General features: G+C 69.2%; 13 protein-coding genes and 1 tRNA gene. 8 read left to right on the plus strand and 6 right to left on the minus strand.

The annotated features are described in order from the left end of the window. Positions 1–166: 166 nt before the first annotated feature. Positions 167–772, minus strand: coding sequence for a hypothetical protein (locus ACRX5S_RS32405; protein ID WP_436776749.1), 606 nt, complete (start codon positions 770–772; stop codon positions 167–169). A gap of 173 nt (positions 773–945) precedes the next feature. On the opposite strand from ACRX5S_RS32405, the gene ACRX5S_RS32410 reads away from it, so the two are divergent. Then, positions 946–1,019 (plus strand) — tRNA-Pro (locus ACRX5S_RS32410). 99 nt (positions 1,020–1,118) lie between these two features. Here the strand turns inward: ACRX5S_RS32410 and ACRX5S_RS32415 are convergent. From ACRX5S_RS32415 to ACRX5S_RS32430, 4 genes are all read right to left on the minus strand, one after another. Next, on the minus strand, positions 1,119–2,486 hold the full coding sequence (locus ACRX5S_RS32415) for a tyrosine-type recombinase/integrase (RefSeq protein WP_436776750.1): 1,368 nt from the start codon (positions 2,484–2,486) through the stop codon (positions 1,119–1,121). A gap of 163 nt (positions 2,487–2,649) precedes the next feature. Then, positions 2,650–2,925 (minus strand): helix-turn-helix domain-containing protein, encoded by a 276-nt coding sequence (locus ACRX5S_RS32420; protein WP_436776751.1) that lies wholly within the window; start codon positions 2,923–2,925, stop codon positions 2,650–2,652. Then, a complete protein-coding gene (locus ACRX5S_RS32425; protein WP_436776752.1) occupies positions 2,900–3,322 on the minus strand; it encodes a hypothetical protein in 423 nt (140 codons plus the stop codon). Before ACRX5S_RS32425 ends, ACRX5S_RS32420 begins: the two co-directional genes overlap by 26 nt. Before the next feature lie 596 nt (positions 3,323–3,918). After that, a complete protein-coding gene (locus ACRX5S_RS32430) occupies positions 3,919–4,794 on the minus strand; it encodes a nucleoside triphosphate pyrophosphohydrolase family protein (RefSeq protein ID WP_436776753.1) in 876 nt (291 codons plus the stop codon). Between the two features lie 145 nt (positions 4,795–4,939). Here ACRX5S_RS32430 and ACRX5S_RS32435 point away from each other — a divergent pair, with 145 nt between their 5' ends. From ACRX5S_RS32435 to ACRX5S_RS32445, 3 genes are read left to right on the plus strand one after another with little or no spacing between them, the layout of a single operon-like run. Then, on the plus strand, positions 4,940–5,176 hold the full coding sequence (locus ACRX5S_RS32435; protein ID WP_436776754.1) for an acyl carrier protein: 237 nt from the start codon (positions 4,940–4,942) through the stop codon (positions 5,174–5,176). After that, entirely contained in the window at positions 5,173–5,622 is a 450-nt protein-coding gene (locus ACRX5S_RS32440) for a helix-turn-helix domain-containing protein (protein ID WP_436776755.1), read from the plus strand. Before ACRX5S_RS32435 ends, ACRX5S_RS32440 begins: the two co-directional genes overlap by 4 nt. Then, positions 5,619–7,163 (plus strand): ImmA/IrrE family metallo-endopeptidase, encoded by a 1,545-nt coding sequence (locus ACRX5S_RS32445; RefSeq protein ID WP_436776756.1) that lies wholly within the window; start codon positions 5,619–5,621, stop codon positions 7,161–7,163. The genes ACRX5S_RS32440 and ACRX5S_RS32445 overlap by 4 nt, the downstream gene beginning before the upstream one ends. Before the next feature lie 578 nt (positions 7,164–7,741). On the opposite strand, the gene ACRX5S_RS32450 is transcribed toward ACRX5S_RS32445, so the two are convergent. Continuing rightward, positions 7,742–9,187, minus strand: a complete 1,446-nt coding sequence (locus tag ACRX5S_RS32450; RefSeq protein ID WP_436776757.1) for a hypothetical protein — start codon at positions 9,185–9,187, stop codon at positions 7,742–7,744. Positions 9,188–9,240: 53 nt separating this feature from the next. On the opposite strand from ACRX5S_RS32450, the gene ACRX5S_RS32455 reads away from it, so the two are divergent. The 4 genes from ACRX5S_RS32455 (at position 9,241) to ACRX5S_RS32470 (ending at position 11,207) form a co-directional block, all read left to right on the plus strand. Further along, positions 9,241–9,483 carry a hypothetical protein gene (locus ACRX5S_RS32455; RefSeq protein ID WP_436776758.1) on the plus strand — a complete coding sequence of 81 codons (243 nt, stop codon included), beginning with the start codon at positions 9,241–9,243 and terminating at the stop codon, positions 9,481–9,483. Then, positions 9,455–9,979, plus strand: a complete 525-nt coding sequence (locus ACRX5S_RS32460; protein WP_436776759.1) for a DUF6879 family protein — start codon at positions 9,455–9,457, stop codon at positions 9,977–9,979. The genes ACRX5S_RS32455 and ACRX5S_RS32460 overlap by 29 nt, the downstream gene beginning before the upstream one ends. Positions 9,980–9,987: 8 nt before the next feature. Beyond that, positions 9,988–10,863, plus strand: coding sequence for a helix-turn-helix domain-containing protein (locus ACRX5S_RS32465; RefSeq protein ID WP_436776760.1), 876 nt, complete (start codon positions 9,988–9,990; stop codon positions 10,861–10,863). A gap of 158 nt (positions 10,864–11,021) precedes the next feature. After that, on the plus strand, positions 11,022–11,207 hold the full coding sequence (locus ACRX5S_RS32470; protein WP_436776761.1) for an FxLD family lanthipeptide: 186 nt from the start codon (positions 11,022–11,024) through the stop codon (positions 11,205–11,207). Positions 11,208–11,253 lie beyond the last annotated feature (46 nt).

The raw sequence follows: 11,253 nt of genomic DNA on the forward strand, positions 1-11,253 counted from the left end.
GCGGCACAAAGATCCGGCAGACACGACCCAACCACCGCTCGCACCCGCGTCCCGCCACGACGACGGGTCGCGGGCAGGGGAACAGGGGGCTACCGCGGCCCCCAATTCCAACAGAATCCGAACGCCAGGTCCGCCGCGCCGCGGAGAGTTACTCGCCCTCCCGACCTCACTCCCAGACCGTGGCCTCGAACGTGACCCCATCGCGCGTCGGCACACTCGTAATACGCAAATACGCCGTCCGACCCTCGTCCGTCTGAAGGCAGATACGCATTCCCTGGGCAAGCTCGCCGCTCGTATGCGAACCGCGCTTGGCGATCGCCTGGTTGCAATCATCGCGACTCGGCTCAGCGCCATCCGGCGAAGCGACAGCCATGACGTCCCCCGAACTCGTCGAGCTGATCGCCAGGTCGGGGAGGTTGAAGCCCACCCATGCGTCCGCCCCCTTCTCCGAAGGCTGCGGCGTCGGCGAAGCGGTGTCGAGATCGACGTTCGAGGCGCCTTCCTTCAACGTGATCCGCACCGGCCCCGCAAACACCTTGGCAGGCCCCCCACCCGCCGCCGGCACCGAAGCGGACGCCGACGCCGGAGGATCGGCAGGCGGATTCGCCGCGGGGTTACCACCCGTGGACGAGACCGGCGGCGGCGCCGTATTGGTCACCTGCGCCTTGTCATCCGAATCCGAGTTCGTGGCCAATTGAACGGAGACCACAATCCCCACCACAGGGATCACGATTCCCACGACCCACCAGGCCCATTTCGGCTGATCGCTCACAACACTCCCCGCAGGCACGTCGTCCAGGCCCCGCGAGCCTACCAACGCCCCCAACCCCCGGCCCGAACCCGGCACGCCCTCCCGCCCCGTTCCCCCGCCCGCCCCACCCAACAACCAAGTGGCGGAGTCCCCCCACAAATGCGGTATGGTTTCCGTGCTCGACCACCGAGCACCGGGACGTGGCGCAGCTTGGTAGCGCACTTGACTGGGGGTCAAGGGGTCGCAGGTTCAAATCCTGTCGTCCCGACGGTGTTTATGCAGGTCAGGGGCATGATCGCGATTCGCGATCATGCCCCTGACGGCGTTCTGGGAGCCGGATGGGAGGGGCGTTCCTCCCACTACCGCGTCAAGCCGCGTCGTACCCGGTCGAACGGAGATGACCCCTTGACGCCGGGCCAAGCGGACGCCCGGCGCCGGCCTCCGCCCGGGGTTCCTTCTTCCGATCGGCCTTGTCCCTGTCCTTCTTCTTCCCCTTCGTCTTGCCCGTCTTCGTGGTGTCCGCTGACAGCTTGCCCGGGCGTGCGCTGCCAATAGCGGGGGTCTCGGGATGGGCGTGCTCCCAGGTCCGCTGCCAGCGCTTCTCCATGTTCTTCACAATCCGCCGCACCAGCCGCTCGCTGACGTGTCCGTAGACGTCCTGAAGCTTGTCGGGGACGTGGTGGCCGAGCCGCCGGGCCCTGGCCACGTCCACGATCCCGTCGTCGATCATCCAGGTGTTGTGCGAGTGCCGCAGCCCGTGGAACGTCAGCCCCGGCTTGAGCGGCCCCCAGCCGCGGCGGGGGTCGCCGTTCACCGAGGGCCGCCAGTACCGCCGCGAGAACGTGGACCGCCGCCACCACCCTCCGTCCGGGCTGGTGAACACCACCCCGTCCACGACCTGTTCCGTTCCGTCCGGGCTGGTGGTGGTCAACCCGTTGGCGGTGTGCTGGCGTTCGGCCTCCAGCAGCGCGACCAGGAACGGCGGGATCGCGATCTCCCGGGCCGACTCCGCGGTCTTCGGCGGGCCGAGGAAGCACCGTCCGTTGATCTCGTGCAGCGACCCTGCCTCCGGGTGAACGGTGATCGTCCCGCGGACGACGTTGATGTTGGTCCATCGCAGGCCGGTGGTCTCGCCCCACCGCATCCCGGTGTAGGCGGCGGTGAGCACCATGACGTAGGCGTTCGAGCCGGCCAGTTCCCGGATCCGCTCGGCGACGGCGAGGACTTCGCGGGGTTCCGCCCACACCGGCGCGGGCCTCTTGACCCGCGCCCTCCGCCCCCGGCGCCTGCCGGTGGCGGGGTTGGCGGTGATGAGTCCTTCGTCGACGGCATCGGCCAGGATCATCGACAGCAGCTTGGTGATGTGCGTGACCGTCGTCGGCGCGTACGTCGCGCCGAGGCCGTTCCGCCAGATCCGCACCGCCGAGCGAGTGATCGCCGCCAACTCCGTGTCGCCCCAGCGGGGCAGGAGGTGGTTGCGCAGGATGCTCTCGTACATGCTGCGGGTCTCCTCGCCGACGTCGAGGGTCTCGCGCCAGGTGTCCACCCAGTCCCGCACCGGAGTGCGGCCGAGCGCGGGGTCGGCGAAGGTGCCCTGGCGTTGCTCGGTGTTGATCTCGTCCGCGCGGTCGTCGGCGGCGTCCTTGTCCGGGTAGCCGTTCTCCGAGCCGAGCGTGCCGTCGTCCTTGAGGTAGCGCACCCGCCAGGTGCTGCCGTGCTTCTCGGACCAAGCCATAGGAAAGATCCCCTCCCAGGGAAACTCGGGGTCGCCCCGACACCGCGACAACACACCGCCGGTGGGGGCCGGTCGCCGTCGATGGACGCTCCACTCGGCACCCACTGGCAAGTCCGGGACCCGGCACCGGAGTTCCGGCCGGTCGGAGCGGCCGGAGCCCGGCCTACGGCGCGCGGCGGTTGCGGCGGCCGCGTCGCGGTTCGGTGCGTCCGGCGGCGACGATGTCGGCCAGGTCCTGCTCGGAGAACCGCAGATGCCGCCCCACGAAGGTGCACGGGACCACCCGCGCGGACACCTTCGCCCGCAGCCACGACTCCCGCACCTGCAACCGCGCCGCGGCCTGCGCCGGCGTCAGCAACAACACGGCACCCGGGTGGGGCCTGTCGGGGGAGTCGTGGGCGGGGGAGGGGAGTTCACTGTGCTCGGCGTTGTCGCGCACCACGGCCTCCGCGAGGGTGAGGCGGCCCGTCAGGGCCGAACGAAACCGTCACCCTTAACGGAGGAATCCCGACCCGGAAACGACACAGGCGCCGGAACTTTGAGGGGCTTCGTCGCTCCTCGGTTCGTCCCTGCGTCAGGGCCCGTTCGGCCAACCGGTAGCCGGACACCAACGGCACGATCTTCAAAGCCGAATGGGCATCGGCCAACTCAGCTGCGGTCTGGCGCACGAGATCGTCGTCCTGGCGTAGCTGCTCGGCCGCCTGCTGGTGCCGGAGGAGTTCGTCGTCCGCGTCCCGCATCCGTTCGGTGTTGCTCAGGCTCTCGCGGATCTGGCCGACGATCACAGCAACCGGGCCCTTGCCTTGGCGCACCAGCGCCGATGCGGTCGCGTTCATTAGGACGCTCTTGCCGACGCCCCGACGAGCCCGCGCTGTGCTGGCGGGCCGGCGCCTCGGGCGCGACCCGCTCGAACTACGAGCTCGCGATCAAGACCGTCCTGCGGCACATCGCCAAGGAGCACCCGTTCTCGCGGCGCTCGACAGCGACGCCACGTTCACCGACCTCGGCCTGATCGCCCGGCGCAGCGTCGGGCGGCCGAGGAAGACGGCCGCGGCGCCGCCCGCCGCGACGTAGGAACCGCTCGTGGGGGGGANCCTGCGGCACATCGCCAAGGAGCACCCGTTCTCGCGGCGCTCGACAGCGACGCCACGTTCACCGACCTCGGCCTGATCGCCCGGCGCAGCGTCGGGCGGCCGAGGAAGACGGCCGCGGCGCCGCCCGCCGCGACGTAGGAACCGCTCGTGCCGAGGCCCACACGGATCCGTCCGTGTGGGCCTCGGCACGTTCGACCCCACGGCGCTCCGCCCCGACACACGCCCATGCGGCCTGCGGGGCGGCCGAACGCGCCTACCCCACTCCCGGGCAGAGGGTGATGGGTGATCCTCGTCGCCCGCGCGACGGGTCCGGGGCGGGCCGCGGCCCAGGGCCGCTGCTAGGGCAGCAGGGTCAGCGTGCGGCCGTCCAGGTCGAGGCGAATGGAGCCGCCGCCAGCCGCGCACAGCCCGCGCCATGCGGTGTAGCCGACGATGATGGCCGCCTCCCAGTCGGCGGCGCGGCACACGCTGACCTCCAGGTGCGCGGTCATCTGCCCGATGGTGGCGAGGAGTTCGTGGTCGACGTGGTTGATTCCGTCGAGGTAGCTGTGCCGGGCCGCATAGGCGAACACCATTGCCGAGATGCCCTCCTCGATGGCGATGGCGCGCCCTCCGTCCTCTGCTTCGTCGACCTCGGAATGGCTGCGGCGCTTGCATCCGAGGAGGAACCGGGTGACCGGGGACCAGCCGAGCACCGCGGCGTAGGCGAGGTGGAAGGCGTCGTGGAAGCGGTACCCGTCCTCGACCCGCGACGCGCTGGTGAGGGGGTCGCCGGCCGGGGTTCCGTCGTCGCGGGCCAGGCGCACCCGCACGCGCCCGGCATCGTCGGGGATCTGGGTGAAGTGCAAGGTGGTCCGTCGCGGCAGCTGCTCGTGTTCGGGGAAGTTCCGGTCGAAGGGGTGGAGCTGGTCGTCGGGGGTGGCGCGCCACCGGTCGTTGGCCTTGGCGAGACTGGCCGCGGCGATGTCCTCCAGGTCCAGGTCCAGGGTCTCGGCGAGCGCGGCCAGATACCACAGCACGTCGCCGAGTTCCTCGCGCAGTTGGTGCTTGCCCACCTCGAACCCCGGCCCGTCCCGAAGGCGCTTCTTGTACACCGTGGCCAGCGACCCCGTCTCGCCGGCGAGGCCGAGCAGCGGCACCAGGACCGGGTCCGCACCCGGGGCGGTGGGCTGCAGCGTCTTGGTGGCCGCCTGCTGGAAGCGTTTGAAATCCACGCGCACTCCTGTCGGATCGTAGAACACCCCTGTCGGAATCCCCGACCAATGTAGTACAGTAGGACACTGCTGTCGGGATTTCAGGCGATCGGGGATTCTGCTGAACACCAAGGGTCCGAACGAAGACGACATCGTCACGGTGGTCGTGGAGTTCCTCGCGGAACTCGAGGACCGGCCTGTCGGCGAGGTCCGCCAGAGTCTCGAGGAGGCGGGGCGTGAACTCCCCGTCGACTCGGTCCTCATCGTGGAGATCCTCACCCGCGTCGAGGAGCGCTACGGCGTCACGATCCCGGCCGATGCGCAGGCAGCTTCCTCAACCCGGTCGGTACGCTCGTTCGCCCGCACCGTCCTGGAGGCGATCCACGAAAGGGCACTACCATGACCCCGTCCCGCGCCGAACGCTCCCGCGACCAGGACCGCCCCCGTGACCCGGAACTGGAACGGCTCGGAGGTCGGCTGAGGTCGATGCGCGACTACCTGGGCATGTCCCAGCAGTTCGTCGCGGACGGCACCGGCATCCCGCGGACCGCTATCAGTGACATTGAGCGCGGCGCACGGCGCGTGGACAGTCTCGAGCTGAAGAAGTTCGCGCGCCTGTACCGGCGCCCTGTCGCGTACTTCCTCGCCGAGGAGGAGGATGCCGACCCCGGCGAGTACGTCCTCGCCGGCCTGCCGCGCGCGCTCGCCACGCTCACCGAGGGCGACCGGATCGAACTGGCCCGGTACGCCGAGTACCTGGCGTTCCGCCGCACCGGCACCGGCACAGACGCCCCGCCGGCGCCCGCACCCGACTCCGGGCCCGCCTCTGACCCGGGGGCGGCGCGGTGAACTGGGACGTCGCCCACAAGGTTGCCGCGATCGCGTCCGTCCAGGCCCATCGCGACCTGGGCGTGGACCGCGCCGGGTACGTGCACGTCCACGCCGCGCTCACCCGCGCCGGCGTCGATGTCCTGGCCCGTCCGATGCCCACCCTGTTTGGGGTCTATCAGCCCGGCCGGGCTGCGGAGGAGCCCTCGGTGCTGCTCAACGCGCGGCTGAACATCGTCACCCAGCGGCACACCGCCGCCCACGAGCTCGGCCACCACCGCCTCGGCCACGGCGCCGCGTTCGATGTGGAACTGGACCGGGCGCGCATGCGCGGCCGCTACCACCTGGCAGCACAACTACTTTGGCGGGCCTCCGACGCCGGCTTCGATCTTGCGCTGATGAACCTGATGCACATGTGGGACCAGACCGGGCAATCCGAGCGCGCGGAGCACCTCGCTCAGCAGGCGTTCGAGGCCGGAGACGCCACGCTGGTCGCCGACCTGGCCGACACGCGGCACTACGCCACACGACTACGCCAGGACCGTGACAAGGCCATCAGCCTATACCTCCAGGCGCACGAGGCTGGTGACCCCGATGTCTGGGAGCCCTTGGCCCTATTGCGGAAGGAGGAAGGAGACCACGAGGGAGCCGAGGAGCTCTGCCGCGAGGCCGCGCGCACAGGAACCCGAGCCGCGCTCGGGGCCTTGGCGCGGATGCGTGCGGAAGCCGGTGCACCGGAGGAAGCCGAACGTCTTGCCCGGGAAGCCGCCGACGCGGGTGACACCCGCTCGCTCCAACTCTTGGCCGAACTACGGGAGAAGGCGGGCGACCGCGACCGCGCCGAACGCCTGTACCGGCAGGCAGCCGACGCCGAGGAACTCGGCGCCCTGGTCTCCTTGGCCCGGTTGCGCGAGGAGGCAGGAGACGGCGAAGGGGCCGAACGGCTGTACCGGCAAGCGATCGACGCCCGGCACTACGAGCCCATCGGGACGCTCGCCGACCTGCGGAATCAGGCCGGCGACTACGAGGGCGCGGAACGGTTGTACCAGTACCTCGCCGACCACGACCCCTACGGACTTGGCTGGTTGGGCTGGGTGAAGGAAGTCACCGGAGACCCGGTTCAGGCGGAACGCCTATACCAGCGGGCCATTGACGCTGGCGATGCCAGGTCGCGTGGATTCCTGACCGAAATGCGTATCAAGAGCGGCGACCTTGAAGAAGCGGAGCGACTGGCCCAGCACGGGGTCGATGCTGGCGATCCCGAAGCGCCAAGGCTGCTAGCCCTCGTCAAAGAAGAGGCCGGGGACCTTGATGCGGCCGAACGCCTCTACTCGCAACTCGTCGATAGTGAAGACGCTCCTGGTGTCGCCGAGGATCTGGCTCGTATGCGAGAAAGAGCCGGAGACCTGAACGGCGCCAGGCACTGGTACCGGCAGGCCGTGGACAGCGGCGTGGGAGAACTGGAGAACCTCGCCCGCGTTATAGCCACGGCCACATGTCCCGCAGCGGAGATCGTGCGGTACGGCCTGGAACCGGACGGTGCCCCGTCCGGCCCCTGGTAGATCGCGAGCGGAAAAGCGCGCGGCGGAGATCGGGGCCGCGCCTACTCCCAGGCGACGATGTGCGGGGTAGCGTCGAGGAAGGAGGGCATGTCGCCGAGTTTGACCGGGATGGCGCCGGGCCGTTTCAGGTCAAAGGTGAACAAGGCCCAGTCGTCTGAGCGGTACGCGAGGAAGGCCACGCGAGTGCCGTCCGCGGCTCGGCGCCTTCGTGAACTGCTACATCTACCCGAGCTGTAGGAACTCGCCCACGGCCGCTGCCACAACGAGGCCGGGCACATCGTCACCCGTCTGAAAGCGTTCGGCGCAGTCGCAACCGCCGCGATCAACTCGCCTGCATCGTGTACGACGGCAATGTCGCACTCGCCGCCATGCGGCCCTGCTCCAGACTCAAGTGGATGCGCGTGGCTGCCACCGTTCCGATGTCCGCCGTGGCGGGGGTTCGCTGCGCGCAGTCGACTACGCTCGGCACCGTGTCGCCTGTGCCTCTCGCCAACCCACGCGGACGGTGGGGCCGCGGCGCGGTACCCGCGATGCAGGCCAGGCCGGTCTCGGACGAGCGAAAGGGCGACGGGCCCGACTCACGCTGACGCGAAAGCAGCGACCCGTTCTTCGAGTCGGCACGCCGCCTGGCTGCGTGCTGTGTAGGGCCGTACCGCCCTGCCAGCGTCGGTAACCGCATCCTGTAGCCGCGCGGAGGTCACGCCAGCCATCGCGTCGAAGGACCGCTCCCAGGTGAGGCATGCGTCGTCGATCTGGCCGACGGCGAGCTGCATGCGGGCTTGGCCGTCGAGGTCGATTGCGAAAATGCGGGTGTACCCGGCTGGGCGGAGCGCGGCGGCGCGGACGTAGGAGTCGGCGGCGTTGGCGTGGTCTCGCAGGTGGGCGAGGATCTTCGCGGTCCGGGAGTGGATCAGGGCGTGTGCCGGCCCCCAGGAGGTTGCCCAGAACGGCGGTTCGGTCTCGGGCACCTTGTCGGCCAAGGCGTGGGCACGGCTCAGTTCGCGTGCCGCGTCGCTGCGCTGACCGGTGACGGCAAGTGCGTGGGCTCGGGTGACGGTGAACAGTGCCTCGGTCATGGGGTCGACGCGTCCGCGGGCACGGTCGAGCGCGGACTCGGCGAGTGCAAGGGATTGGGTGGGCGCGTCCAGCTTCATGCCCTGCTGGCTTAGGGTTCGCAGGACGAACCCGTCGTGCCCGACGACTTCGGACTCGGCGGCCAGGGTGTACGCCTGGTGGTAGTAGCGCTGCGCAAGTCCTTGTTCGCCCGCGTCGTACGCCTTCCAGCCCGCGAGGTGCACGGCGACGGCCGCGGTCGACAGCATCTGGCGGCGGTCCTCGTCGGTGCTGAATCGTCCCCGGCACAGGGCGGACACGTCCGAGACCAGGTACTGCACCAGCGCGGCGCGCCCGTGCTGGCCGCCGTGGCGTTCGTCGATGTCCATGAACATGCGCGTTATGTCCCGGACGGCTTGCACGTCCCCGCGCCCGACGATGCCCCCGCTCGTGGCGGTGGCGGTCCGTTCGCCGATGGCGTGGGCCTGATCGAGGGGCAGTGCGGACGCGGCGGCGGAGAAGACGGCCGTGGTGAGGAAACGACGGCGATTCAAGTCCGAACTCCCCAACTGGACGATGGTCTCGATCGGGTCGGGACCGACCGCGAGGCCGAGATCGTCGTGTTCGCCCGGCAGTCCGAGGTCATCACGGCTGACGGGGCGGCGCAAGCTTCGCGTGAGGGCTTCCACCAGATAGGCGATCACCGAAGGCGAAGGCGTCACCCCGCGGACCCAGTGATGCACCGCGGACCTGTTCGTCCGCAGCACCTGGCCATTCTCCGCCGCGACCTCGCGGACGGCGCGGGCGACCTGGTCATAGGTCAAACCGGCCGAGGCAATCGCGTCGAACAGTCGGTCGTTGCGCCCCTGCTGCGCCACGGGCCGCCCCCGTATACGAGTTAAACGAATCAGGGCAGCGACGACTGTTCCGGCAGACGCCGCATCGGGATTGACTGTGGCACACGGCGCCAACGGCTGGCGCCGAGCATGGAAATGTTTGGAACGCGAAGCAGATCGGGGGAGTCATGTCGCTTACATTCATCGGCAAGGATCCGGATTCAGGCACCAAGAGCTGCCCAAGCGCTTGGGTGGACGAAGCCGGCGACATCCTGGTGCAGGGCTGGAACCCAAGCCCGGAGGAGATCGCCGCGTGCCTGGCGACCGGCCCGATACCGGGATCGGAAACTGTCGTGAAGGTGCCCGCCAGGATGGCGGGTCTGATCAGGGAGGCGTGCGAGCTTGCCGAACAGCGTGCCGGATTGGGATGAGCTGCTGTCGTCCTGCCGCAGGGCCGCCCACTTGGAGATGCGGGACCACTACGCCGGCGGCGGCGAGGACGACACATTCGCGGCATGGCAGGCCGGGAAGTTGACCCCTGAAGAGTGCGGCCAGCGGTGGCTGCCCTTCCATGACGAGATGGCAGCTGTGGTCGCGCGAGGCACCCAAGTGCGCAGGCTGCGCCTGGTGTCGACACCGGCGAGCGAGTACATCCGCTTCGAGCATGCCGGCACGGCGGCAACAATCAGGTCTGGGGAAGACGTTCGCTGGCTCGGGCGACGCGATGCACTCGATCTGGTCGTGCCGGCGAACGACCTGTGGGTGTTCGACGAGCGCGCGGTGGTGTTCCTCATGTTCGACGGCAACGGCACGTATCTCGAAGACGAGGACGTCACGGTCGAAGACCCCTCCGTGGTCCGTCAGGTGCTCATGGCTTTCGATACCGCATGGGCCAGGGCCACCCCGCACGGGGAGTTCCGGATCTAACTCCCGACATGGCCCAATCACCGTCCAGCAGCGCCCAACAGGCCCGCGAGGCTCTTGCGGGGCGCCTACGGCAGATCATGACCGAGGCCGGCCTCAACGCCTCGCGCGTTGCCGAGCAGGCGGGCTGGTACCCCTCGAAGTCCTCCCGCCTGCTCAACGCACAGACTCCGCCAAGCCCGGCTGACATCAACGCCTGGTGCCGAGTGTGCGGGGTCCCGGAGCTGGCCCGCGACCTGATCGCCCAGGCCACCGAGGTCGAGTCGATGTACGCGCTGTGGAGAACGCAAACGCGCTCCGGCATGCTGCGACTCCAGACCGAGCCTCAGCGGCTCTACGGGCGCACCCGGGTCTTCAAGGTCTACTCCTCGGACGTCCTGCCCGGCTTCGTCCAGACGTACAACTATGCACACGCCCTCATGGTGGCCTATGGCCGATTCCACGGCGCTCCTGATGATGCGGATGCGTCCGCGGCGGCCCGCGTGGAGCGCTCCAAGATCATTTGTCGGCGCGGAAAGACGTTCGGCTTCGTGATCGAGGAGGCTGCCCTCTACCACCGTGTCGGTGGCGTGGGAGTGTTGCGGGAGCAACTGCGTCGCCTCGTCGACGTCGCCGCGCTGCCCGCTGTATCGGTCGGCGTCATTCCGGCAACCGACGTCGAACGCGAATACCCCATGGATACGACCTTCGAGTTGTTCGATGACGCCGTAGTGCTGGTCGAACTGCTGACGGCTCAGGTGCGGGTCACGGCACCGTCCGAAGTCCGTGACTACGTACGCGCGTTCGACATGTTCAGCCGCGCCGCCGTGTATGGCACCACGGCCCGTCGACTGATCGCGCAGGCTCTCGCGGCCTTGGAGCATGCCGAGACCTCGCCGAACGGTTGAAGTCGTGGAAACCCTTGGAAAAACGTGGAGTTCAGCTCCTCAGATTCGCCACCGTTGATGCACGCCCGATGCGGTGTCGTCCGGTCGGACCTGTCGCCGAGTACAGGTGGCTCTCCCTTCTGCGAGGCCGGGCCGAGTCGAAAGTGAAGAGGACTGCCATGCCCCCAACCGAGATCGTCGAGCGCGCCGTGCATGCGCCCGTTCAGACCGAAGACGCCGAGGGCGAGTTCGCCCCGCTAGATATCAGGCTGATCGAGGTGGTCGATCCGGCAGGCCTGGTCAACGTCACCGACGACAACTGCGGTAGCTCCTGTCCGACGGCGTGTGCCACGAACGTGGCCTGACGTCGGAGTCACGGGCCGGGGGGGGGGGGGGGGGGGGGGGGGGGGG

The sequence above is a fragment of the Yinghuangia sp. YIM S09857 genome (assembly GCF_051388915.1).
Taxonomy (GTDB): domain Bacteria; phylum Actinomycetota; class Actinomycetes; order Streptomycetales; family Streptomycetaceae; genus Yinghuangia.